The following is a 23,252-nucleotide window of genomic DNA, read 5'->3' as shown; positions in this document are numbered from 1 at the left end:
GACGGGGCGTCAGCCCGCGAGGTGCCGCTCGACCGTCTCGACCTTGGAGGTCAGCCCGTCGGTGACACCCGGCCTGATGTCGGCCTTCAGCACCAGGGACACCCGTCCGGCGCGGGCCTCGACCGCGGCGACGGCACGCTTGACGACGTCCATGACCTCGTCCCACTCGCCTTCGAGGGAGGTGAACATCGCGTCCGTACGGTTGGGCAGTCCGGACTCGCGGACGACCCGCACGGCGTCGGCGACGTACTCACCGACGTCCTCGCCCACACCCAGGGGACTCACGGAGAAGGCGACGATCATGCGCTGACCTTGCCCTCGGCACGGGCGCGGGCGGCGATGACACCGTCAGCCTCGTACTTCTTGAGCAGCTTGTCGCCGTAGAACCCGCCGAAGGGCACGACCGCGAGGAGGAAGAACAGCGCGACGCGCTTGAGCGGCCACTTGGCCTTGAACCACACGTCCAGCAGGAACACCACGTAGATCGTGAAGAGCAGGCCATGCAGGGCGCCGAGGGGCGGCATCAGGAAGTCGATGTCCGAGACGCGCATCAGGAGCGAGCCGAAAATGAGCAGCGCGGGGAAGGAGAGCGCCTCGGGAACCGAGATGAGGCGCAGCCGGTGCAGGGCGCTGGCGGTCTTGATGTCCACGTGGGCACCTTCGGTGGGAGGGGGCGTGACGGCTTGTGAACGCAGGCACAAGCACAGCCATTGTGGCATCGACCCCGGCCGGGTTGTCCCCGAGGGTCCACTCCGGGACACATCGTCCGCAGGGGCCCTGTTCCGCCGGGTGCGGTCGGGCTACCGTCGCTTCGTGGCAATGTTCCGGCTCCAGGGCAGCAAGACGCTCGCCGTCGATCTGACGGGCGATGCGGTCAGAGCGAAGAACGGCTCGATGGTCGCGTACGACGGCCGGATGGCCTTCAAGAAGATGTCCGGCGGCGGTGAGGGTGTCCGAGGCATGGTGACCCGCCGGCTGACCGGCGAACAGATGACGATGATGGAGGTGAAGGGGCAGGGGACCTGCTACTTCGCCGACCGGGCGAGCGAGATCAATCTGGTCTCGCTGCGCGGCGACAAGCTGTACGTCGAGGCGAGCAATCTGCTGGCCACCGACGCCGGGCTGCGCACCGGCACCACCTTCACCGGCCTGCGCGGCGGGGCGAGCGGCAACGGGCTGTTCACCACCACCGTCGAGGGCACGGGTCAGGCGGCGATCATGTCGGACGGCTCGGCCGTGGTGCTGCGGGTGACGCCCCAGTACCCGCTGAACGTCGACCCGGGCGCCTACATAGCGCACCAGGGAAATCTTCAGCAGCACTTCCAGTCCGGGGTCGGTTTCCGGACGTTCATCGGGGAGGGCTCCGGGGAGTCGTTCCAGATCCGCTTCGAGGGGGACGGCCTCGTCTACGTGCAGCCGAGCGAGCGGAACACCGTCGGAGGCGATGTCTGATGCCGTTCCGTGAGATCAACTCGAAGATGGTCGAGGCCACGGTGGTTCCGGGCCAGAAGATGTACAGCCAGCGGGGCGCGATGCTCGCCTACCGCGGCGACGTGTCGTTCACCCCGAACATCCAGGGCGGACAGGGCGGCCTGGCATCGATGATCGGCCGGCGGGTCGCCAACGAGGCGACCCCGCTGATGACGGTCGAGGGCAGCGGCACGGTGATGTTCGGCCACGGCGGCCACCACGTCCAGGTGATCGGGCTGTCCGGCGACACCCTCTACGTGGAGGCCGACCGCCTGCTCGCCTTCGACGGGACGCTCCAGCAGGGCACGATGTTCATGGGCTCGCAGGGCGGCGTCATGGGCATGGTGCGCGGTCAGGTGACCGGTCAGGGCCTGTTCACCACGACGCTCAAGGGCCATGGGGCGGTCGCCGTGATGGCGCACGGCGGAGTGATCGAACTGCCGATCACCCCGGGGCGCCCGGTGCACGTGGACCCGCAGGCGTACGTCGCCCACCACGGCGACGTGACGAACAAGCTCTCCACCGCGCTGGGCTGGCGCGACATGGTGGGGCGCGGCTCCGGTGAGGCGTTCCAGCTGGAGCTCAGCGGCAATGGCGCGGTGTACGTCCAGGCGTCGGAGGAGAAGCTGTGAGCACGCCCGTGATCCACGATCCGATGACACTGCCGTCGGACGACAACGTCAACGCGTACACCTTCTGCGTGGAGCTCAAGGGGAGCCAGTGGTTCCTGCAGAAGGGCAAGATGATCGCCTATTACGGGCGGATCGACTTCAACGGCATAGGGCACGGCCGCTTCGACCGGCTGATCCGCACGAGCTTCCACTCCCCGCTGCACGCGAGCGACTGGGTGGTGGCCGAGGGCAGCGGGAAGATGCTGCTGGCGGACCGGGCCTTCGACGTGAACTCCTTCGACCTGGAGAACGGCAATCTGACGATCCGGTCCGGGAACCTGCTGGCGTACCAGCCGACGCTGGCGCTGAAGCAGTCGATCGTGCCGGGCTTCCTGACCCTGATCGGCACGGGGAAGTTCGTGGCCGCCTCCAACGGCCCGGTCGTCTTCATGGAGCCGCCGGTGCGGGTCGACCCGCAGGCCCTGGTGGGCTGGGCCGACTGCCCCTCACCGTGCCACCACTACGACCACGGCTACATGACGGGCGTGATGGGCGGCATCCGGTCGCTGACCGGGATCGGCGGTACGTCGGGCGAGGAGCACCAATTCGAGTTCGTCGGGGCGGGCACGGTCCTGCTGCAGTCGACCGAGGTGCTGATGCCCGAGCAGGCGACGGGCATGACCCCGAACCAGCCGGGGGTTCCGGGCGGCGGCGGCGCGGGTCAACCCGGGTCCACGCCCCGCATGCCCGGTCAGCTGGGGGACCTCCAGCGTCGCTTCGGATTGTGAACGGTACTCTGCGGAGTGTGACGCGGGGCATCGCGTGCGCGGTGTCACACCCCCCAATTTCGTCCGTCTTTCAACTTCTTAGGTAGAATCCATACATGGAGACCGAGACGGCCACCCGTTGGCTGACCGATGCGGAGCAGTGCGCCTGGCGCACCCACCTGGACGTCAGCAGGCTGCTGACCCACCAGCTGGAGAAGGACCTCCAGCCGTTCGGGCTGACCATGAACGACTACGAAATCCTCGTCAACCTCTCCGAGTCGGACGACCAGCGCATGCGGATGAGCGACCTCGCCGCAGCCACCCTCCAGTCCAAGAGCAGGCTCTCGCACCAGATCACCCGCATGGAGACCGCGGGTCTCGTGCGGCGTGAGCACTGCGAGTCGGACCGGCGAGGGCTGTACGCGGTACTCACCGACCTCGGGGCGGAGACGATGCGCAAGGTCGCACCGCACCACGTCGAATCGGTGCGCAGGCACTTCATGGACCTGCTGTCCCCGGAGGCGCTCGCGGATCTGCACGCGGCACTGACACCGATCGCGGACCACCTGCGCGGACGACGCGGCAAGCCGTAGGGCCCCACCCGCTCAGGGCGCCCGCAGGGCCGGCTACGACCGCGGCAGCCGTAGCGTGAACAGCGCCCCGCCCTGCGGCGCCGTACCCACGGTGAGCGTGCCGCGGTGGCGGATCGCCACATCGCGAGCGATGGCCAGGCCCAGGCCCGCCCCTCCGTCGTCCCGGCTGCGTGCGTCGTCGAGACGGACGAAGCGCTCGAAGATCCGGTCGCGCTCCTCCTCGGGGACCCCGGGGCCGTCGTCAGTGACCGCGATGAGCACATCGCCCCGGTCCGCCGACACGGAGACCGCCACCGAACGCTCGGCGTGGCGCTCGGCGTTGTCCAGCAGGTTGCCGACCACCCGGGTCAGCTGCCCGCGCGAACCGCGGACCTCCAGCGGCCCGGACCCCGCGACGGACACCGCCACCGCGATGCGGTCCCCCGTGCGCTGCGGGACCTCCTCGCGTACCAGCGCCCCCAGATCCACCACCGCCCGCCCCGGCCGCTCCCCCGCGTCCAGCCGGGCCAGCAGCAGCAGATCCGCGGCCAGCACCTGCAGTCGTACGGTGTCGGCGACCGCGCCCGGCACGTCCAGGAGCTCCGGATGCGCGGCTCCCACCTCCAGCTGGGTGCGCAGCGAGGCGATGGGGCTGCGCAACTCGTGCGAGGCGTCCGCGACGAAGCGGCGCTGCCGGTCCACCGAGGCCTCGAGCACGGTCAGGGTCTCGTTGGTGGTGCGGGCCAGCCGGGCGATCTCGTCGCGCGAGCCCGGCTCCGGAACCCGGCGGCCGAGGTCCTGGGACGCGGTGATCGCGGCCAGCTCCCGCCGGATGCCCTCGACCGGTCGCAGCGCGCGCCTGGTGACCAGCCAGGTGACCCCGGCGACGACGAGCAGCAGGACGGGCAGCCCGGTCAGCATGGTGGTCCGTACGGAGTCCACGGCCTCCTGTTCGGCGGCGAGCGGGGCGCCCGCGTGGACGATCACCGGGAGACCCGTCCGTGTGACGGCCTCGACGGCGGCGAAGCGGTAGTCGGCCGTGTCGCCCTCGACGGTGGCGCTCCCGTTGCTGAAGTCGGGGTCGTCGGAGGAGACTTCACCGCGGTCCGGGTCGCCGCCGCGGCTGCCGTCGTCCTCGTCCTCGCCGTCGTCACCGCGGCCCGAGTCGTCCGCGGAGCTCCCGGCCGACGCGGAGGGAGTCGGGGCGACCTCTGACGTGGTGGTCCCGGAAATGGCCTCCAGGCCCTCCGAGACGACCAGGACGTGCCCCTCCTCGTCGGTCACCTGGACCGGGTGGACGTCCTCGTCGCTCAGGTCCAGGTCCTCGTACGGGACGTCCAGGGCGACCTGCCCGGCCACCTCGCGCGCCACGACCTCCGCCTCCAGGCCGGCCCGGTCCATCAGGTTGCCGCGCAGCACCTGGAGCACGACGAGCCCGGCGGCCACCAGGGCCACGGTGACGACCAGGGTGGCGCCCAGGGCGGCTCTGGCCCGTACGGACCTCACAGCGCCTCCAGGCGGTAGCCCGCCCCGCGAACCGTACGGATGGACGCCGCGCCGAGCTTGCGCCGCAGGGTGCTGATGTAGACCTCGACGATGTTCGGGTCGCCGTCGTACGCGAAGTCCCAGACGTGCTCCAGGATGTCGGCCTTGCTGACCACCTCGCCGGCCCGCAGAGCGAGCTGCTCGAGAACGGCGAACTCCTTGGTCGTGAGGGTGACTTCGTCCTCCCCCCGGTGGACCCGCCGCGCGGCGGTCTCCATCCGCAGCGTGCCGACGGTGAGCACCGGCGAGGCGGTGCCGCCGCCCCGGCGGCGCAGCAGCGCCCGGACCCGGGCGACGAGCACGACGTACGAGAACGGCTTGGTCAGGTAGTCGTCCGCCCCGGTGTCGAGGCCCTCCGCCTCGTCGTACTCCCCGTCCTTCGCGGTCAGCATCAGGATCGGCACATCGTGGCCGGCGGCGCGCAGCTCGGCACAGACCCGGTAGCCGTTCATGCCGGGCAGCATGATGTCCAGGACCACGAGGTCGTGGACGCCCTCACGGGCCCGGTACAGCCCTTCGAGGCCGTCGTGCACGACATCCACGGCGAAGCCCTCGGCGGTGAGTCCCCTGGCCAGGGACACCGCAAGACGCTTCTCGTCCTCCACGATCAACAGGCGCATGGGGACAGCCTCCCAAACCGAACCTGAAGGCGGCTTCAGGTGGCTTCAGGCTGCGTTCAGCATCGCTGGGCCAGTGTGGGTCCCGTCGCACCGCACATCCATCGGGGAGGAACCTCATGCAGCGCAACATCGCCGTCATCGCCGTCGCCGCAGCCGTGCTCATCGGCGGCGGGGCCGCGGCCGCCGCCGCGTTCACGGACAACGGGAGCAGCGGCGACAGCAGCAGCCGGCAGGACTCGTCCCCGGTCGCGGTGAAGGACGGCTCGGTCACCGTCGACGACGCCGTGGCCGCCGCGCTGAAGGCCGTCCCGGGCAGGGTGATCGAGGCGGAGCTGGAGGACGACGACAGCGACGGGCAGGTCTGGGAGCTCGATGTCTACGGCTCCGACAAGGTCTGGCACGACGTGAAGGTCGACGCGGACAACGCGAAGGTGCTGTCCGACCGGGGCGACGCCGACAACCGGCGCCCGGTGCCCGGTTCGGACCGTGTCTCGGTGATCGCCGCGGTGGACGCCGCACGAGGGGCGGAGCCGGGCACGGTGACGTCCGTGGACCTGGACGGCGACGACGGCGCACCGGTCTGGGACGTCGACATCGCGGGCAAGGACGGCAGGAACCACGAGCTGGACGTGGACGCGAGGACGGCCGACGTCAGCGGGAGCAAGGACGACGACAACGACAACGACGGTGACGACAACTGATCCGCCCCTCGGGCCGACGATCCTTCGGTCCTGGCCGGCTCCGCCTCACGGCGCGAAGCCGGACAGGACCGTGCCGTCGTCGAAGAACAGGAAGAGGACGTCACCGGCAGCGAGCATGTCGGACTCACCTGTCCTCGGACCACCGAAGTACTTCGAGTCCGTCTCCTGCCTGTCCTCCCCCGACGCCTTCACGTCGTAGGCGGCGACGCCCGGCCCGTCGCCGAACAGCACGCTGTCGCCTGAGATCAGCACGTCGCTGATCCGTTGGTCCGTGGTGCTCCAGAGCTGCTGACCGTCGGCGAGCCCGTAGGCGTACGCCTCCTCCCCGCTCGACACCACGACCGTGCCGTCGCGCGAGAGCGCCGGCCTGACCCGGATCGGCACTCCCTCCGCGAGTGTGCGGCGCTTCGACGGATCGGACAGGTCCACCACCGTGAGGCCGTCCTCGCCGGAGCAGAGCAACTCCCTCCCGGTCAGCACCGGGTACCCGCAGCCCGTGTATTCGGCGCCTCCCGAGGCCTGCGGCTCACCCGTTTCCGGGTCGAACACGTCGATACCGCTCCCGGTCGCCACCAGCCGGCCGCCCCCGGCGGTCAGCGTGAAATCGAACTCGGCGTACGGCCTCCGCCACTTCTCGGGGCGGGCGCCCGTCAGCTGCTGGGCGACGAGCGTGCCCCGGCCGCCTCCCACCTGCTGCGCGACGTAGAAGAGCACTCCGTCCGCGTACGCGGGACCCATCCCGATGTACCCGTCGGGCATCGCCTTGCGCCACAGCTCCTTGCCGTCGTCGAGCCGGAGTCCGACGAGCGCGTCGCCCATGAACGCGTAGACGGTGCCCGCCTCGACAGCGGCGATCGAATGGCCCGCGGTGCCAGGGGCCGCCGTGCTGCGTGGTTCCGGCACGGTCCACCGCCGCGCGCCGGACGACGCGTCCAGAGCCGTGACACCCCGTCCGCCCGAGCAGACGAGAACAGGGCCGGCCAGGACGCAGCCGTTCTCGGCGACCTTCTGCTCGTACTTCCAGGGCCGCCAGCCCGCCGGACGGAAGGACTCGTCCGCGCCTTGTGTCCCGAAGTCGCCCGTACGCCCCGCATCCGCGCCGGGAATCACCACACCCGCCGCCCCGGCCCGGGACTCGGTGGGCCCGGGCGTCGCGGCTCCGGCGCCCGCCGCCGGTGTCCCGTCGTTCCCGTCCAGGAGGCCCGGCACCAGGACGACGCCGAGGACCGTGCAGACCGCGACAGCGGCCGCGGCCGCGGCGAGCACCGGCCACCAACGACGACGCCCGGCGTCCGGCCTGCCCGACGGCCCCGGGACCGCCGTCGGCACATAGGTGGCCGGTGGAACCGTCCACGGCACCCGCTCGGGACCGACCGGGCCGGCTGCCTCGGCGCAGGCCACGGCCGCCACCGCGTGGGCGGTGAGCTGCTCCCGCACCCCGTCGTTCCACGGGAACGGCTCGGGCAGGTCCCGCGGCAGCAGCAGACGGGCCAGCTCCGCCGGCTCCGGCCGGTCCTCGGCACGGCTGCTCAGGCACTGCTCGATCACGCCACGCAGCGAGACCGGCACGGAGTCCAGTTCGGGCTCCCCGTGGGCGATCCGGAAGATCACGGCCGCCATGTCGGAATCGTCGAACGGTCCGCGCCCGCTCGCGGCATAGGCGAGCACCGCGCCCAGGCAGAACACGTCGGAGGCCGGGACCAGCGCCCGCGAGCCGTTGACGTGCTCGGGCGAGATGTAGCCGGGACTGCCGACCACCACCCCGGTCCGGGTCAGCTGAGTGGCTTCGAAGGCCTGGGCGATCCCGAAGTCGATCACCTTCGGCCCGTCGGCACCGAGCAGGACGTTGCCCGGCTTGAGATCACGGTGCAGCACCCGTACGGCGTGCATGTCGTCGAGCGCCAGGGCGAGGCACGAACCGGCCGCACGGACCACCGCCTCGGGCAGCGGGCCGGTACGGGAGACAGCTTCGGCGAGCGACGGACCCGGGACGTACTCCGTGGCGAGCCACGGCGTCGCCGCGGCGGCGTCCCCCGCGACGAGGGCCGCCGAGTGCGGGCTGCGCACAGCACCGGCGGCCTCGATCTCCCGGCGGAAACGGGTCCGGAATCCGTCGTCGAGGTCGAGTCCTGTGAGCACGGTCTTGAGGGCGACCAGTCCGGCGAGCGGTGCGCCGGGAACCACCGGGGCATGGTCCGCGCGCGCCAGGTACACCTCGCCCATGCCGCCCGCGCCGAGCAGCCCCAGGAGCCGGTACGGGCCGATGCGGGTGCGGCTGCCGGCGGGCAGGGGACCGATCATGAGGCGTCCTGGCCGGGCAGCGCGACGGAGAGGACGGTGCCCTGGTGGTAGATGACATGGACCGCTCCGCCGGTGGGCAGGACCTCGGGCGGCAGGTTCTCCTTGTCCATCCGGACGCCCCACCCGCCCATGTCGTACTTCGGCTCGACGACGGGCCCGGGCGAACCCGCGAGGGCGGTCCGGCGGACGGGGCCCGGCGTGCCCGCGCCGTTCAGCGCGACGGTGTACAGGTTCGTGGTGTCGGCCCAGAGGAGGGTGTCCTCGATGATCACAGGAACCGACGCCGGGTTGGTCGGTGACCCTTCGATCCTCTTGTCGAGCGGGTAGCGGCCCAGCACCTTGTCGCTGTCCCGCTGCATCAGGACGATCTCGGGACTGCCCGAGTCGTCCTCCCAGGGAAGGCTGCCGCGCACGATGACGCTCACGTGGTCGTCGACTGCCACCAGAGGCGCTTCGTTGACTTCGGCGGCCGGTACGGAGACCTGTCCGGCGACGCCCAGGGAGCCGGCGTCGAGCCGGTTCAGCGCGGCCCCACCGTCGGAGTACGAGCCGCAGTACACAAGACCGGGGCGCGCCAGCGCCCCGTAGCACCGGGTGTCCTCGTCGGTCATCCGGCCCAGTTCCGCCCCGTCCTTCGTCCGCAGGGCCCGCAGCCCCTCCTCGTTCCTGATGTAGAGCACACCGTCCCTGGTCGCGAGCGGCCAGAAGTTGCCCATCTGGGCCTTGGCCAGCTCCTGAGCGACGAGCGGTTTGCGCCACACCTCCTTGCCGGACCCCAGATCGAAAGCCGCGATCTCCGAACCGCTGGGCTGGTCGCCGATGTTCGCGAACACCAGCCCGTCGGCCACGATCGGAGCACTCTCCAGCATGTACGCCCCGCCGGACCGGATGTCCCAACGCGGCTTTCCGGTCAGGGCGTCCACCGCGACGAGGCGGTTCCCGGTGGCGAAGAACACGGAGCCGTCATGAACCGCCGGACGGGTGGACCCCCCGGGCATGAAGAACTGCCCGGTACCGCTGAAGCGGGCGCCCACCTCCTGCTCCTCGTCCGTCGCGTACTCCCACAGCTGCCTGCCGTCGGCCGCCGACACCGCCTCGTACGAGCCGTCCGTCCGCCGGCACACCAGCACGTCCCGGCCCGCCGCGCAGCCGAGCGGGGTGCCGGTGAGCGTGCCCTTCCAGGGTTTCCAGGCGGTGGGACGGACTCCACGGCCGTACGACACGGTGCCGGACCCGTCCGGCCCGCCGCCCGTGTCGACGCCCGCCACGATCCGGGCGGGCGCCTTCCCGCCCTCATCCCCTCCTTCGCTCCCACTTCCGTCCCGCCGCGCCAGCAGGCCGCCCGTGACCGCCCCGGCCAGGACGATCGCGGCCAGGGCCGCACCGAGGAGGCGACGGCGGCGGGCGGGACGGGGCGGGATGGCCGGCAGGCCGGGTCCCTGGGTGGGGAGCTGGTCCGCCGACGCCCCGCCCGGGCCATGAGTGGGGAGTCGGTCCAGCGGTGTCCGGCTGCCCGTGGCCCCCTCGGTCGGTGTGTACCCCGGCAGCAGCGGCCCGCCCAGCGCCCGTACGGAGGCCAGCTCCCCCTCGTACTCGGCGATGTGGGCCGCGACCGGGCCGGGCCACCGCACCGGCCCCTCCGGCGCGAGGCGCGCGGCGAGTCCGCCGGGAGCGGGGCGGGCGGAGGGGTCTGCCACCAGGCAGTCCTGGAGCACCGCGCGCAGGGCTGCGGGCACTCCCTCGAGGTCGGCCTCGACGTACTTGACCCGGTACAGCACCGCGGCCACCGGGCCGTCGCCGAAGGGGTGGCGGCCGGTTGCCGCGAAGCACAGCACGGACGCGAGGCAGAAGACATCGGAAGCAGGCACCACGCGTCCGCTGCCCGCGACGTGTTCGGGCGACATGAACGCGGGGCTGCCGATCATGCGGCTGGTCGTCGTGAGCGGGGCCGCGCCCGCGCCCCTGGCGATCCCGAAGTCGATGAGGCGTGGCCCGTCGGCGGCGAGCAGCACGTTGCCGGGTTTCACGTCCCGGTGCACGATCCCGGCCGCGTGGACGGTCTCCAGGGCGCGGGCGAGCCCGGCCCCGAGCATCCGGACCTCTTCCTCGTCCAGCGCGCCGGACCGGCGTACCGCGGCCGACAGGGTGGGGCCCGCGATGTAGTCGGTGGCAAGCCACGGCACGTCCGCGTCGGCGTCGCCGTCCAGGACCGGGGCCAGGGCGGGGCCGGTCGCCGACCGGGCGACCGCTATCTCCCGGCGGAAGCGCTGCCGGAAACCGGTGTCCTGGGCCACGTCACGGCGGACCGTCTTGACGGCGACAGGAGCCGGACGCCCGCCGGGACCGTCGGAGCCCTCGCGAAGCCCGAGGAACACCTCGCCCATGCCGCCGGCGCCGAGCCTGGCCAGCACCGTGTACGGACCGATGTGTCGCGGTGAGTCCTCGCGTAACGGCCCCAGCATGCATCCCCCCGATGTGCCCGGCTCCGGATGCGCACCCCACGCGCCCGTTCCGCCGCATGTTCTCACGCCCCGTCAGTCACGGAAGGGGAGATCGCGGCACGAGAAGGAGCACCCGCACCCTCGGCCGGGAGGGACGGGGGACGGGGGCGCCGTCGTACGGTCCCCGGGCGGCCCGCACGCCGCCCCGGGACCGTCAGTTCACGCCGGTGAGTCCCGCCACCAGCTCGTCCGCCGCCGCGTACGGGTCGAGGCGGCCGGCCACGATCCGGGCCGCCAGTGCGTCCAGCCGCCGGTCTCCGTGGAGATCGGCGATCCGCTCGCGCAGGGCGGTGACGGCGATCGTCTCGACCTCGCGGGCGGCACGTGCCGTGCGCCGCTCGGCCAGGACGCCGTGCTCCTCCATCCAGGCCCGGTGCTTCTCGAGCGCCTCGACGACCTCGTCGATGCCCTCGCCCCGGGCGGCGACCGTCTTCACGATCGGCGGCCGCCAGTCGCCCGGCCCCCTGGACTCCCCGAGCCCCAGCATGTGGTTGAGCTCGCGGACGGTGGCGTCCGCACCGTCCCGGTCGGCCTTGTTGACGACGTACACATCGCCGATCTCCAGGATTCCGGCCTTCGCCGCCTGGATGCCGTCACCCATGCCCGGGGCGAGCAGGACGACGGAGGTGTCGGCCTGGGAGGCGATCTCCACCTCCGACTGGCCGACGCCCACCGTCTCCACGAGGATCACGTCGCAGCCCGCCGCGTCCAGCACCCGGATCGCCTGCGGGGCGGACCAGGCGAGGCCGCCCAGATGGCCGCGGGTGGCCATCGAGCGGATGTAGACGCCCGGGTCGGATGCGTGCTCCGACATCCGGACCCGGTCACCGAGGAGCGCGCCCCCGGAGAACGGGGACGACGGGTCGACGGCGAGGACCGCGACCCGCTTCCCGGCCTTCCGGTAGGCGGAGACCAGCGCCGAGGTCGAGGTGGACTTGCCGACACCCGGCGAGCCCGTGAGCCCGACGACGTACGCGTGGCCCGCCAGCGGTGCCAGCGCCGCCATCACCTCGCGCAGCTGGGGCGAGGCCCCCTCCACCAGGGAGATGAGCCGGGCCACCGCACGTGGCCTGCCCTCGCGTGCCTGCTCGACCAGGGTGGGGACGTCCACCATCACGCTCGGTCTCCTCGCTCACTCATACGTACGGCCGACTACTTGCCCGGAACGCGGATGATCAACGCGTCACCCTGACCGCCGCCACCGCACAGTGCGGCCGCTCCGGTGCCGCCGCCGCGCCGCTTCAGCTCCAGCGCCAGGTGCAGCACCACGCGGGCGCCGGACATGCCGATCGGGTGGCCGAGGGCGATGGCGCCGCCGTTCACGTTGACCTTGTCGGGGGTGACGCCGAGGTCCTTCATCGACTGGACCGCGACGGCCGCGAAGGCCTCGTTGATCTCGATGAGGTCGAGGTCCTCGACGCCGATGCCCTCCTTCTTCACCGCGTGCCGGATGGCGTTGGACGGCTGCGACTGGAGCGAGTTGTCCGGGCCCGCCACATTGCCGTGGGCGCCGATCTCCGCGATCCAGTCCAGGCCCAGCTCCTCGGCCTTGGCCTTGCTCATGACGACGACCGCGGCGGCGCCGTCGGAGATCTGCGAGGAGGTACCCGCGGTGATCGTGCCGTCCTTGGCGAACGCGGGGCGCAGCTTGCCGAGCGACTCGGCGGTCGTCTCGGGGCGGATGCCCTCGTCCTTGGAGAAGAGGACCGGGTCGCCCTTGCGCTGCGGGATCTCGACCGGGGTGATCTCGGCCTCGAAGAGTCCGTTCTTCTGGGCGGCCGCGGCACGCTGGTGGGACAGGGCGCCGATCTCGTCCTGGGCCGCACGGTCCAGTCCGAGGCGGGTGTTGTGCTTCTCGGTGGACTCGCCCATCGGAATGTTCTCGTAGGCGTCGGTCAGACCGTCGTACGCCATCGAGTCGAGCATCTCGATCGCGCCGTACTTGTAGCCCTCGCGGGACTTCGGCAGCAGGTGCGGGGCGTTGGTCATCGACTCCTGGCCGCCGGCCACCACGACGTCGAACTCACCGGCGCGGATCAGCTGGTCGGCGAGCGCGATCGCGTCGAGTCCGGACAGACACACCTTGTTGATGGTGAGCGCGGGAACGTTCATCGGGATCCCGGCCTTGACCGCTGCCTGGCGCGCCGGGATCTGCCCTGCCCCGGCCTGGAGCACCTGGCCCATGATCACATACTCGACCTGGTCGCCGCCGATGCCGGCCCGGTCGAGAGCGGCCTTGATGGCGACGCCTCCGAGGTCGGCTCCGGAGAAGGTCTTCAGCGAGCCGAGGAGACGGCCCATGGGCGTACGGGCGCCCGCGACGATCACTGAGGTGGTACCGGTCGTTCCTGACATGAGGCGCAGCCCCTTGGATTGGTTGTGAACGAGGGTTTACCTGAATGTACTGAGCAGTACCGCGCCCGTCATCCGGCAGCGGGTGTGATCGCGCGCACGTTGCGTAACCATGCCCGTAGCGCTGCACTGGTTCCATGCTGACGCGAATCGACCACATCGGAATCGCCTGTTTCGACCTCGACAAGACGGTGGAGTTCTACCGCGCGACCTACGGGTTCGAGGTGCACCACTCCGAGATCAACGAGGAGCAGGGCGTCCGGGAGGCCATGCTCAAGATCAACGACACCTCGGACGGCGGGGCCTCGTACCTCCAGCTGCTGGAGCCGACCCGTGAGGACTCGGCCGTGGGCAAGTGGCTGGCAAAGAATGGGGAGGGTGTCCACCACATCGCCTTCGGGACCGCGAACGTGGACGAGGACGCCGCGGACATCCGTGAGAAGGGCGTCCGGGTGCTGTACGACGAGCCCAGGACCGGGTCGATGGGGTCCCGGATCACCTTCCTTCACCCCAAGGACTGCCACGGTGTACTGACAGAACTGGTTACTGCCCGGGCAGAGCACTGACCTGACCGATACCCGGCCCGGTAGAGTGGGCGGTTCCGGGCCGGGGCCGGGTCGGGGCCGCGCCGCGTCCTCGCCGTTGATCTGTCACCATTCCCCGGGGGACCGTTCGCCGGCGAGCGGTACTCGCTTGGAGAATTGCGACCAGGGTTGGGGTCTCCCCTGCTCGAACGAAGTTGAGAGCTCGGGGAAGGATGGGACCGCGCAGTGCGGGGCTACGAAAGCCAGCAGAGCCACCGAGCTGAAGACGACCATCTCTCGCGGTTCGAAGCCGAGATGGACCGGCTGAAGACCGACCGGGAGAAGGCCGTCCAGCACGCCGAGGACCTCGGTTACCAGGTCGAGGTCTTGCGTGCCAAGCTGCACGAGGCCCGGCGCAATCTCGCGACCCGTCCCGCGCACGACAGCGCGGACATCGGCTACCAGGCCGAACAGCTGCTCCGTAATGCCCAGGTCCAGGCCGACCAGCTGCGCACCGACGCCGAGCGCGAGCTGCGCGACGCCAGGGCCCAGACCCAGCGGATCCTGCAGGAGCACGCGGAGCACCAGGCCCGTCTCCAGGCCGAATTGCACACCGAGGCGGTCCAGCGGCGCCAGCGTCTCGACCAGGAGCTGGCGGAGCGCCGCCAGACCGTCGAGTCCCACGTCAACGAGAACGTCGCCTGGGCCGAGCAGCTGCGGGCACGCACCGAGTCCCAGGCCCGCAGGCTCCTGGAGGAGTCGCGCGCCGAGGCGGAGCAGTCCCTGACCGCCGCCCGCAGCGAGTCGGCCCGGCTCGCGGAGGAGACCCGCCAGCGCGTCGGCGCCGAGGCCGAATCGGCCCGCTCCGAGGCCGAGGCCACGCTGCTGCGGGCCCGCCGGGACGCCGAACGGCTGCTCAACGCCGCCTCCACGCAGGCCCAGGAAGCCACCAGTCACGCCGAGCAGTTGCGCTCGACGGCCACCGTCGAGACCGACCAGACCCGGCAGCAGACCGCGGAGCTGAACCGCGCCGCCGAACAGCGCATGCAGGAGGCCGAGACCCGGCTGCGCGAGGCCCGTCTGGAGGCCGAGAAGGTCGTCGCCGAGGCGAAGGAGGCCGCGGTCAAGCGGCTGGCCGGCGCCGAGTCGCAGAACGAGCAGCGCACCCGTACGGCCAAGTCCGAGATCGCACGGCTGGTCGGCGAGGCCACGAAGACCGCCGAGACGCTCAAGGAAGAGGCCGAGCAGGCGCTCGCCGACGCCCGCGCCCAGGCCGAGCGGCTGGTCGCCGAGGCCGGCGAGAAGGCCCGCACGGTCGCCGCCGAGGACGCCGCGGCCCAGCTCGCCAAGGCGGCCCGCTCCGCCGAGGAGGTCCTGACCAAGGCCTCCGACGACGCGAGGTCCACCACCAAGGCGGCCGGCGAGGAAGCCGAGCGGATTCGCCGCGAGGCGGAGTCCGAGGCGGACCGGCTGCGCGGCGAGGCGGCCGAGCAGGCCGACCAGCTCAAGGGCGCGGCCAAGGACGACACCAAGGAGTACCGGGCCAAGACGGTCGAGCTGCAGGAGGAGGCGCGCAGGCTGCGCGGCGAGGCCGAGCAGCTGCGCTCCGAGGCGGTCGCCGAGGGCGAGCGGATCCGTGGCGAGGCCCGCCGCGAGGCCGTCCAGCAGATCGAGGAGGGTGCCCGCACCGCCGAGGAACTGCTGACCAAGGCCAGGTCGGACGCCGACGAACTGCGTACCTCCGCGGGGGCGGAGAGCGAGCGCGTCAGGACCGAGGCGGTCGAACGCGCCGCCAACCTGCGCAAGCAGGCCGACGAAGCGCTGGAGCGCAGCCGTACCGAGACGGACAAGCTGCGCGCCGAGGCCGAGGAGCAGGCCGCTTCCCTGACCGCCGCCGCCGAGGAGGCCGCGGAGGGCCTGCGCGCGGAGACCGAGCGCGCCATAGAGGCCCGCAAGGACGACGCCGCCGATGAGCTGACCCGGCTGCACACGGAGGCCGAGACCCGGGTCACCGCGGCCGAGCAGGCGCTGAGCGAGGCCCGTACGGAGGCCGAGCGGATCCGCCGCGAGACGAGCGAGGAGTCCGAGCGGCTGCGCGCGGAGGCAGCCGAGCGGCTGCGCACGCTCCAGGAGCAGGCCGCGACGGAGGCCGACCGCCTCCGGGACGAAGCCGCCGCCGAGGCCGCCCAGTCCCGTGCCGAGGGCGAGTCCGTGGCCGTACGGCTGCGCACCGAGGCCGCCACCGAGGCGGAGCGGCTCAGGACCGAGGCACAGGAGAGCGCCGACCGCGTGCGCTCCGAGGCCGCCGCCGCCGCCGAGCGCGTGGGTGCGGAGGCCGCAGAGGCCCTCGCCGCCGCGCAGGAGGAGGCGAACCGGCGCCGCCGCGAGGCCGAGGAGACGCTCGGTGCCGCGCGCGCCGAGGCGGAGCAGGAGCGCGAGCGGGCCCGCGAGCAGAGCGAGGAGCTGCTGGCCTCGGCCCGCAAGCGGGTCGAGGAGGCGCAGACCGAGGCCCAACGTCTGGTCGAGGAGGCGGACGCCCGCGCGACCGAGATGGTCTCCGCGGCCGAGCAGACCGCCCAGCAGGTGCGGGACTCCGTCTCCGGGCTCCAGGAACAGGCCGAGCAGGAGATCGCCGGGCTGCGGTCCGCCGCGGAGCACTCCGCGGAGCGTACGAGGACCGAGGCCCAGGAGGAGGCGGACCGGGTACGCGCCGACGCCTACGCCGAGCGCGAGCGGGCCACCGAGGACGCCAACCGGATCCGCCAGGTCGCGCACGGGGAGTCGGAGGCCGCGAAGTCGCTGGCCGAGCGGACCGTCTCCGAGGCGATCGCCGAGTCGGAGAAGCTGCGCTCGGACAGCGCGGAGTACAGCCAGCGGGTCCGTACCGAGGCGTCCGACGCGCTCGCCTCGGCGGAACAGGACGCCTCGCGCGCCCGCGCCGACTCCCGGGAGGACGCCAACCGGATCCGTTCCGAGGCGGCGGCCCAGGCGGACCGGCTCATCGGCGAGGCGACGAGCGAGAGCGAGCGCGTCCGTACGGAGGCCGGGGAGCAGTCGGAGCGCCTCCTCGGCGAGGCCACCGACGAGGCGGAGCGGCTGCGTGCGGAAGCCGCCCGGACCGTCGGTTCGGCGCAGGAGCACGCGGCCCGTACCCGCGAGGAGTCGGAGCGGGTGCGCTCCGACGCGGAGTCCGCGGCCGAGCAGATGCGCGCGGAGGCCCGCCAGGAGGCGGACCGGATGCTCGACGAGGCGCGCGACGCTGCGGCGAAGCGCCGCACCGAAGCCGCCGAACAGGCCGACCAGCTCGTCAACAAGGCCCAGGAGGAGGCGCTGCGCGCCGCCACCGAGGCCGAGGGACAGGCCGACAGGATGGTCGGGGCCGCGCGCAACGAGGCCGTACGGATCACCTCGGAGGCGACGGTCGAGGGCAACTCCCTGGTGGAGCGGGCCCGTACCGACGCGGACGAACTGCTGGTCGGCGCACGCCGGGACGCGACCGCTACGCGGGAGCGGGCGGAGGAGCTCAGGGCCCGGCTGGAGAGCGAGATCGAGGAGCTGCACCAGCGCGCCCGCCGGGAGACGTCCGAGCAGATGAAGACGGCCGGCGAGCGCGTCGACAAGCTGATGAAGGCGGCGACCGAACAGCGCGCGGAGGCCGAGGCGAAGGCCAAGGAGCTGCTGGCGGACGCGAACTCGGAGGCGAGCAAGGTCCGTATCGCCGCGGTGAAGCGTGCCGAGTCGCTCCTCAAGGAAGCCGAGCTCAAGAAGGCCGGGCTGACCCGCGAGGCCGAGAAGCTGCGCGCGGACGCCGAGGTGGAAGCGAAGCAGATGGTGGACGAGGGCCGTCGCGAGCTGGATCTGCTCGTCCGCAGGCGCGAGGACATCAATACGGAAATTTCCCGTGTCCAGGACGTGCTCGAGGCGTTGGAGTCTTTCGAGGCTCCGGGCGGGACCGGCAAGGCGGCGGGCGGCAACGCCGCGGGCGTCAAGGCGGGGGCCGCCGCGGGTACGCGAGCGGGTGGCAAGGCCTCGGACGGGTGATCGGTCCGCCGTATCGCGAACTTCGGCATGAACATTCAAACGTTCGGGTGGCAAGAGCTCCCGAGGTCAGCCACTCAAAAGGGGTGTCATTCTCCATACCAAAGCGGCATCTTCACGTTGACACGCCGCCCAGGCCCCTAGGATTCCCTCTAACACCTCACCGGTCTCATTCGACAGGAACCCCATGAGCGACCCTTCCTCCCCCTTCGGCTTCGAGCTCGTGCGACGTGGATACGACCGCGGTCAGGTGGACGACCGCATTACCAAACTCGTCGCCGACCGTGATAGTGCTCTCGCCCGTATCACCTCTCTGGAAAAGCGCATCGAGGAGCTTCACCTCGAGACGCAGAACGCCCAGGCCCAGGTCAACGAGGCCGAGCCGTCGTACGCCGGTCTCGGCGCCCGCGTCGAGAAGATCCTCCGCCTCGCCGAGGAGGAGGCGAAGGACCTGCGTGAGGAGGCCCGTCGCGCGGCCGAGCAGCACCGCGAGCTGGCCGAGTCGGCCGCCCAGCAGGTGCGCAACGACGCGGAGTCGTTCGCGGCCGAGCGCAAGTCGAAGGCCGAGGACGAGGGCGTTCGCATCGTCGAGAAGGCCAAGGGCGAAGCGAGCACGCTGCGCACCGACGCCCAGAAGGACGCCCAGCAGAAGCGCGAGGAGGCGGACGCCCTCTTCGAGGAGACCCGCGCCAAGGCCGCCCAGGCCGCCGCGGACTTCGAGACGAACCTCGCCAAGCGCCGCGAGCAGTCGGAGCGCGACCTCGCGTCCCGTCAGGCGAAGGCCGAGAAGCGTCTGGCCGAGATCGAGCACCGCGCCGAGCAGCTCCGCCTCGAGGCCGAGAAGCTCCGCACGGACGCCGAGCGCCGGGCCCGCCAGACGGTGGAGACCGCGCAGCGCCAGGCCGAGGACATCGTGGCCGACGCGAACGCCAAGGCCGACCGGATCCGCAGCGAGTCCGAGCGCGAGCTGGCGGCGCTCACCAACCGCCGCGACTCGATCAACGCGCAGCTGACCAACGTCCGCGAGATGCTGGCGACGCTGACCGGTGCCGCCGTGGCCGCCGCCGGCTCCCCCGCCGACGAGGAGCCCGCCTCCCGCGGCGTCCCGGCCCAGCAGACCCGCTGACCCGTCCGTACATCAGCTGTACCCCTTGCGCGCCCGGTTCCGCCTTTGTGGTGGCGCCGGGCGCGCGGCCGTTCTAGCGTGAACGCATGATCGAGCTCGACGGCCTCACCAAACGCTTCGGCAACAAGGTTGCCGTCGACCATTTGTCATGCAAGGTCAGACCGGGAATGGTGACGGGATTCCTCGGCCCGAACGGGGCGGGCAAGTCCACCACCATGCGCATGATGCTCGACCTCGACAACCCGACCAGCGGTTCGGTGCTCATCGACGGCAAGCACTACCGCGAGCTGCAGGAGCCGCTGAAGCACATCGGGGCCCTGCTGGACGCCAAGTCGATGCACGGCGGGCGCAGCGCGTACAACAATCTCCTCTGTCTCGCACAGAGCAACCGCATCCCCGAGAGCCGGGTCTCCCACGTGCTCGACACGGTCGGCCTCAGCGCGGTGGCGAGGAAGAAGTCCAAGGGTTTCTCCCTCGGTATGGGCCAGCGGCTGGGAATCGCGGCGGCGCTGCTCGGCGATCCCGAGATCCTGATGTTCGACGAACCGGTGAACGGTCTGGACCCCGAGGGAATTCACTGGATCCGGAATCTGATGAAAGCCCTCGCCTCGGAAGGCCGGACGATCTTCGTCTCCTCCCATCTGATGAGCGAAATGGCTCTCACCGCGGATCACTTGATCGTGATCGGCCAGGGCAGACTGCTCGCGGACACCTCCATGGCCGACTTCATCCACGAGAACTCCCGCAGTTATGTGCGGATGCGTTCCCCGGAGCAGGAGAGGCTGCGCGACGCGCTGCACGCCGAGGGCATCGTGGCGGTCGAGTCGGGCAACGGCACGCTGGAGATCGACGGCGCCACCACGGAACGGCTCGGCGAGTTCGCCGCCGGGCACGGGTTCGTCCTGCACGAGCTCAGCTCCCAGCGGGCCTCGCTGGAGGAGGCCTTCATGCAGATGACGGCGGGCTCCGTGGAGTACCACGCACATTCCGACCGGGACGAGGAGCAGCCCCCGCCCGTGGGCCCTCACTGGGGCGACCAGTGGAACCAGCAGCCCGGCGGCGCTGCTCCCGGCGACGAAGCGAAGGGAGTGTGACGGCGATGGCATCGGTGCCCGCGGTCCTCAACTCCGAATGGACCAAGATCCGTACGGTCTCCTCGACCACCTGGACCCTGATCTCCGCGTTCGCCGTCACCGTCGCGATGGGGGCGGCGCTCAGCGCCCTGCTGAACGCCCAGTTCGACGACCTGTCCGACGCGGAGCGCGCGACGTTCGACCCGACGTTCGTCGGTTTCTCCGGGATGATCCTCGGCCAGCTCGCGATGGTCGTCTTCGGTGTCCTGGTGGTCGGCACCGAGTACAGCTCCGGCATGATCCGCACCTCGCTCGCGGCCGTACCGCAGCGGGGCTCGTTCCTGTTCAGCAAGATCGCGGTGGCCGGCCTCCTGGCCCTGGTGGTCGGCCTCGCCACCAGCTTCGTGACCTTCTTCCTGAGCCAGGCCCTGCTGGGCGACCACCGTACGGAGATCGGCGCGGACAACGTACTGCGCGCGGTCTTCGGCGGCGGGCTCTACATGGGCCTGATCGCGGTCTTCTCCATGGGCGTGGCCACGATGCTGCGCAGCTCGATGCTCTCGCTCGGCATCCTGATGCCCTTCTTCTTCCTCGTCTCGCAGATCCTGTCGGCGGTCCCGGGTGCCAAGAGCGTGGCCCGGTACTTCCCCGACCAGGCCGGATCCAAGATCATGCAGGTGGTTCCGGACGCCATGAACAGCGATCCGGCACCGTACGGGCCATGGGGCGGGCTGGGCATCATGGCCCTGTGGGTGGTGGCGGCGGTGGCCGGCGGCTATCTCGTACTCAAGAAGCGGGACGCGTAGCCCGGGAGCAGGAAGCCCGTACAGGCCGTACGGGAAGATCCGGTGTTCCGCACAACGACTTCGCCGGAACCGTCACGAGCTGGTTATCCTCCTAACTCTTACGGGGGCGTGCGGCCGGTCGGCCTGGGCCCCGACCGACAGATAAGTCGATGGGGCTGGAGAATGATCGAGGCAGTCGGCCTGACGAAGCGCTACGGCGCCAAGACAGCCGTGTACAACCTTTCCTTCCAGGTGCGGCCGGGGGCCGTCACGGGGTTCCTCGGTCCCAACGGGTCGGGCAAGTCCACGACCATGCGCATGATGCTCGGCCTGGACCGGCCGACCGCGGGACACGTGACGATCGGCGGCCACGCCTTCCGCAGCCTGCCGAACGCACCGCGCCAGGTGGGCGCCCTGCTGGACGCCAAGGCCGTGCACGGCGGGCGCAGTGCCCGCAACCACCTCCTGTCGCTGGCCCAGCTGGCCGGCATCCCGAGCGCCCGGGTGGACGAGGTCCTCGGCGTCGTCGGCCTGCAGGACGTCGCGAAGAAGCGGTCCAAGGGCTTCTCCCTCGGTATGGGGCAGCGGCTCGGCATCGCCGCGGCGCTGCTCGGCGACCCGCAGGTGCTCCTCTTCGACGAGCCGGTCAACGGCCTCGACCCCGAGGGCATCCTCTGGGTCCGCAATCTCATGAAGCAGCTGGCCTCCGAGGGGCGCACGGTCTTCGTGTCCAGCCACCTGATGAGTGAGATGGCGGTCACCGCGGACCATCTGATCGTGATCGGACGGGGCCAGCTCCTCTCCGACATGAGCGTCACCGACTTCATCTCGGCCAACTCCGCGGACTTCGCCCGGGTCCGGGTCCCCGCGGACGGGCCGGAGCAGCGGGAGAAGCTGACCGCCTCGCTGACGGAGGCGGGCGGCCAGGTCATGTCGGAGCCCGACGGCGCCCTGCGGATCACCGGACTCCCGTTGCCCCGCATCAGCGATCTGGCGCATGCCTCGGACGTCCGGCTGTGGGAGCTCTCGCCGCACCAGGCGTCCCTGGAGGAGGCGTACATGCGGATGACGCAGGGCGCCGTGGACTACCGCTCGACGGCCGACGCGAAGGCGGGGCTCCAGCAGCCGCCGCCCGGGTACGGGTACCAGCCGGGCTACGGTCCGCAGCCGGGGTACGGGGCCCACGGGCAGCCCGGCCATCCGCAGCAGCCTCCGGTGGAGGTGCCGCAGCAGGGCTGGTACGCACCGCCGCCGCCGGGACAGAACCCGTACGCCGCCACTCCGGCGCCCGCACCGGCCGCGCCCGCTCCGGCTCCGGCCGCCCCCGCAGACCTGACCAAGAGCGAGACCAGCGAGGACTCCCGATGACTACGCCGGCAACCCCGCCGTCCCCGCAGGCACCCCAGGCGCCCTACCAGCAGCCGCACCGGCCCCCGGCCCAGCAGAACTGGCAGGGTGGCGGCCCGGTCGGCCAGTACGCCTCGCCGATTCCCGTGCGGAGTCCCGGCCTGGGGGACGCGATCTCCTCCGAGTGGACGAAGATCCGCTCGGTCCGCTCCACGATGTGGACCCTCGGCGTGATGATCGTGCTGCTGCTCGGCATCGGGCTGCTGTCCGCGTTCGCCGTCAGCGCCTCCGACGCCGATCTCGGCGACACCCCGGTGCTCAGCCTCGGCTTCTTCGGGGTGCTGCTCGGTTCGATCTGCGTGATCACCCTCGGCGTGCTGACCATCGCCTCCGAGTACGGCACGGGAATGATCCGTACGACGCTGACCGCCTGCCCCAGCCGGGCGCGGGTGCTGATCGCGAAGTCGATCGTCTTCTTCCTGCTCTCCTTCACCATCACGACGGTCACGACCGGGATCGTCGGTGTGCTGCAGACGGCCATGCTGGACGGCGGGACGCCCAGCGGCAGCGACTGGCTGCGCGCCACGGTGGGTGTCGGCCTCTACATCGCGACGCTCGGGCTGCTCTCGCTGGCGCTCGGTGCGCTCATCCGGCACTCCGCGGGCGCGATCACGATCATGATCGCGGTGGTGCTGCTGCCGCTCGTACTGGCGATGTTCATGTTCTCCGAGACGCTGGCCGACCTCCAGAAGGCGCTCTTCGAGTACTCGATCCCCAGCCAGCTCAGCGCCTTCTACGGTGAGTCGATGACCTCGTCGGGACCGACCGGCTGGGACCCGCTGTGGATCATCCTCGGCGTGACCGCGGTGGCCATGGCCGGCGCCTTCGCGTCCCTGGACCGGCGCGACGTGTGACGCAC

General features: G+C 71.4%; 20 protein-coding genes. 12 read left to right on the top strand and 8 right to left on the bottom strand.

Annotated features, from left to right (window positions below):
* Positions 1–9 precede the first annotated feature (9 nt).
* Both ACFW9O_RS29595 and ACFW9O_RS29590 read right to left on the bottom strand, forming a co-directional pair.
* Positions 10–303, bottom strand: a complete 294-nt coding sequence (locus ACFW9O_RS29595) for an MTH1187 family thiamine-binding protein (protein WP_351178569.1) — start codon at positions 301–303, stop codon at positions 10–12.
* Positions 300–650: a DUF3817 domain-containing protein gene (locus tag ACFW9O_RS29590; protein WP_351178566.1), complete on the bottom strand. Its 351-nt coding sequence runs from the start codon at positions 648–650 to the stop codon at positions 300–302. The genes ACFW9O_RS29595 and ACFW9O_RS29590 overlap by 4 nt, the downstream gene beginning before the upstream one ends.
* A gap of 169 nt (positions 651–819) precedes the next feature.
* Here ACFW9O_RS29590 and ACFW9O_RS29585 point away from each other — a divergent pair, with 169 nt between their 5' ends.
* From ACFW9O_RS29585 to ACFW9O_RS29570, 4 genes are all read left to right on the top strand, one after another.
* A complete protein-coding gene (locus ACFW9O_RS29585) occupies positions 820–1,452 on the top strand; it encodes an AIM24 family protein (RefSeq protein ID WP_351178605.1) in 633 nt (210 codons plus the stop codon).
* Entirely contained in the window at positions 1,452–2,102 is a 651-nt protein-coding gene (locus ACFW9O_RS29580) for an AIM24 family protein (RefSeq protein ID WP_329207259.1), read from the top strand. The genes ACFW9O_RS29585 and ACFW9O_RS29580 overlap by 1 nt, the downstream gene beginning before the upstream one ends.
* Positions 2,099–2,869 carry an AIM24 family protein gene (locus ACFW9O_RS29575; RefSeq protein WP_384613522.1) on the top strand — a complete coding sequence of 257 codons (771 nt, stop codon included), beginning with the start codon at positions 2,099–2,101 and terminating at the stop codon, positions 2,867–2,869. Before ACFW9O_RS29580 ends, ACFW9O_RS29575 begins: the two co-directional genes overlap by 4 nt.
* 95 nt (positions 2,870–2,964) lie before the next feature.
* Positions 2,965–3,441, top strand: a complete 477-nt coding sequence (locus tag ACFW9O_RS29570) for a MarR family transcriptional regulator (RefSeq protein ID WP_351178559.1) — start codon at positions 2,965–2,967, stop codon at positions 3,439–3,441.
* Between the two features lie 33 nt (positions 3,442–3,474).
* On the opposite strand, the gene ACFW9O_RS29565 is transcribed toward ACFW9O_RS29570, so the two are convergent.
* Positions 3,475–4,926: an ATP-binding protein gene (locus ACFW9O_RS29565; protein ID WP_384613519.1), complete on the bottom strand. Its 1,452-nt coding sequence runs from the start codon at positions 4,924–4,926 to the stop codon at positions 3,475–3,477.
* Positions 4,923–5,585: a response regulator transcription factor gene (locus ACFW9O_RS29560; protein WP_356423890.1), complete on the bottom strand. Its 663-nt coding sequence runs from the start codon at positions 5,583–5,585 to the stop codon at positions 4,923–4,925. The genes ACFW9O_RS29565 and ACFW9O_RS29560 overlap by 4 nt, the downstream gene beginning before the upstream one ends.
* A 116-nt stretch (positions 5,586–5,701) precedes the next feature.
* Between ACFW9O_RS29560 and ACFW9O_RS29555 the strand changes: the two genes are divergently transcribed.
* Positions 5,702–6,286: a PepSY domain-containing protein gene (locus tag ACFW9O_RS29555; RefSeq protein WP_384613517.1), complete on the top strand. Its 585-nt coding sequence runs from the start codon at positions 5,702–5,704 to the stop codon at positions 6,284–6,286.
* Between the two features lie 45 nt (positions 6,287–6,331).
* Here ACFW9O_RS29555 and ACFW9O_RS29550 read toward each other — a convergent pair whose 3' ends face one another.
* From ACFW9O_RS29550 to ACFW9O_RS29535, 4 genes are all read right to left on the bottom strand, one after another.
* Complete coding sequence (locus ACFW9O_RS29550; RefSeq protein WP_384613515.1) at positions 6,332–8,587, bottom strand: protein kinase; 2,256 nt, start codon at positions 8,585–8,587, stop codon at positions 6,332–6,334.
* Positions 8,584–11,049: a protein kinase gene (locus tag ACFW9O_RS29545; RefSeq protein ID WP_384613513.1), complete on the bottom strand. Its 2,466-nt coding sequence runs from the start codon at positions 11,047–11,049 to the stop codon at positions 8,584–8,586. Before ACFW9O_RS29545 ends, ACFW9O_RS29550 begins: the two co-directional genes overlap by 4 nt.
* 193 nt (positions 11,050–11,242) lie before the next feature.
* Complete coding sequence (gene meaB, locus ACFW9O_RS29540; RefSeq protein WP_384613597.1) at positions 11,243–12,202, bottom strand: methylmalonyl Co-A mutase-associated GTPase MeaB; 960 nt, start codon at positions 12,200–12,202, stop codon at positions 11,243–11,245.
* A 38-nt stretch (positions 12,203–12,240) separates the two neighbouring features.
* Complete coding sequence (locus ACFW9O_RS29535) at positions 12,241–13,443, bottom strand: acetyl-CoA C-acetyltransferase (protein ID WP_351165842.1); 1,203 nt, start codon at positions 13,441–13,443, stop codon at positions 12,241–12,243.
* Positions 13,444–13,577: 134 nt separating this feature from the next.
* Between ACFW9O_RS29535 and mce the strand changes: the two genes are divergently transcribed.
* From mce to ACFW9O_RS29500, 7 genes are all read left to right on the top strand, one after another.
* Positions 13,578–14,006: a methylmalonyl-CoA epimerase gene (gene mce, locus ACFW9O_RS29530; RefSeq protein ID WP_351165844.1), complete on the top strand. Its 429-nt coding sequence runs from the start codon at positions 13,578–13,580 to the stop codon at positions 14,004–14,006.
* Positions 14,007–14,210: 204 nt separating this feature from the next.
* Positions 14,211–18,005 (top strand): polarized growth protein Scy, encoded by a 3,795-nt coding sequence (scy, locus tag ACFW9O_RS29525; RefSeq protein WP_384613511.1) that lies wholly within the window; start codon positions 14,211–14,213, stop codon positions 18,003–18,005.
* Between the two features lie 184 nt (positions 18,006–18,189).
* Complete coding sequence (locus ACFW9O_RS29520; protein ID WP_329207274.1) at positions 18,190–19,128, top strand: cellulose-binding protein; 939 nt, start codon at positions 18,190–18,192, stop codon at positions 19,126–19,128.
* Between the two features lie 86 nt (positions 19,129–19,214).
* On the top strand, positions 19,215–20,222 hold the full coding sequence (locus tag ACFW9O_RS29515; protein ID WP_384613510.1) for an ABC transporter ATP-binding protein: 1,008 nt from the start codon (positions 19,215–19,217) through the stop codon (positions 20,220–20,222).
* 5 nt (positions 20,223–20,227) lie between these two features.
* The gene (locus tag ACFW9O_RS29510) at positions 20,228–21,007 is read left to right on the top strand and encodes an ABC transporter permease subunit (protein ID WP_384613508.1); all 780 of its coding nucleotides are present in this window, start codon (positions 20,228–20,230) and stop codon (positions 21,005–21,007) included.
* A gap of 162 nt (positions 21,008–21,169) precedes the next feature.
* A complete protein-coding gene (locus ACFW9O_RS29505; protein WP_384613507.1) occupies positions 21,170–22,354 on the top strand; it encodes an ATP-binding cassette domain-containing protein in 1,185 nt (394 codons plus the stop codon).
* A complete protein-coding gene (locus ACFW9O_RS29500; protein ID WP_384613506.1) occupies positions 22,351–23,247 on the top strand; it encodes an ABC transporter permease subunit in 897 nt (298 codons plus the stop codon). The genes ACFW9O_RS29505 and ACFW9O_RS29500 overlap by 4 nt, the downstream gene beginning before the upstream one ends.
* The last annotated feature ends 5 nt before the right edge of the window (positions 23,248–23,252 follow it).

It is taken from the genome of Streptomyces sp. NPDC059499 (assembly GCF_042749285.1).
In the GTDB taxonomy this organism is placed as follows: Bacteria; Actinomycetota; Actinomycetes; order Streptomycetales; family Streptomycetaceae; genus Streptomyces.
The sequence above is the reverse complement of the archived record's forward strand: the minus strand, read 5'-3'. Positions and strand labels throughout refer to the sequence as shown.

Bases quoted from the DNA above. Each gene is read 5' to 3' on its own strand.
- ACFW9O_RS29595 (WP_351178569.1), bottom strand. From the start codon at position 303: ATGATCGTCGCCTTCTCCGTGAGTCCCCTGGGTGTGGGCGAGGACGTC.
- ACFW9O_RS29585 (WP_351178605.1), top strand. From the start codon at position 820: ATGTTCCGGCTCCAGGGCAGCAAGACGCTCGCCGTCGATCTGACGGGC.
- ACFW9O_RS29580 (WP_329207259.1), top strand. From the start codon at position 1,452: ATGCCGTTCCGTGAGATCAACTCGAAGATGGTCGAGGCCACGGTGGTT.
- ACFW9O_RS29570 (WP_351178559.1), top strand. From the start codon at position 2,965: ATGGAGACCGAGACGGCCACCCGTTGGCTGACCGATGCGGAGCAGTGC.
- ACFW9O_RS29560 (WP_356423890.1), bottom strand. From the start codon at position 5,585: ATGCGCCTGTTGATCGTGGAGGACGAGAAGCGTCTTGCGGTGTCCCTG.
- ACFW9O_RS29555 (WP_384613517.1), top strand. From the start codon at position 5,702: ATGCAGCGCAACATCGCCGTCATCGCCGTCGCCGCAGCCGTGCTCATC.
- ACFW9O_RS29550 (WP_384613515.1), bottom strand. From the start codon at position 8,587: ATGATCGGTCCCCTGCCCGCCGGCAGCCGCACCCGCATCGGCCCGTAC.
- ACFW9O_RS29545 (WP_384613513.1), bottom strand. From the start codon at position 11,049: ATGCTGGGGCCGTTACGCGAGGACTCACCGCGACACATCGGTCCGTAC.
- meaB (WP_384613597.1), bottom strand. From the start codon at position 12,202: ATGGTGGACGTCCCCACCCTGGTCGAGCAGGCACGCGAGGGCAGGCCA.
- ACFW9O_RS29535 (WP_351165842.1), bottom strand. From the start codon at position 13,443: ATGTCAGGAACGACCGGTACCACCTCAGTGATCGTCGCGGGCGCCCGT.
- mce (WP_351165844.1), top strand. From the start codon at position 13,578: ATGCTGACGCGAATCGACCACATCGGAATCGCCTGTTTCGACCTCGAC.
- ACFW9O_RS29520 (WP_329207274.1), top strand. From the start codon at position 18,190: ATGAGCGACCCTTCCTCCCCCTTCGGCTTCGAGCTCGTGCGACGTGGA.
- ACFW9O_RS29515 (WP_384613510.1), top strand. From the start codon at position 19,215: ATGATCGAGCTCGACGGCCTCACCAAACGCTTCGGCAACAAGGTTGCC.
- ACFW9O_RS29510 (WP_384613508.1), top strand. From the start codon at position 20,228: ATGGCATCGGTGCCCGCGGTCCTCAACTCCGAATGGACCAAGATCCGT.
- ACFW9O_RS29505 (WP_384613507.1), top strand. From the start codon at position 21,170: ATGATCGAGGCAGTCGGCCTGACGAAGCGCTACGGCGCCAAGACAGCC.
- ACFW9O_RS29500 (WP_384613506.1), top strand. From the start codon at position 22,351: ATGACTACGCCGGCAACCCCGCCGTCCCCGCAGGCACCCCAGGCGCCC.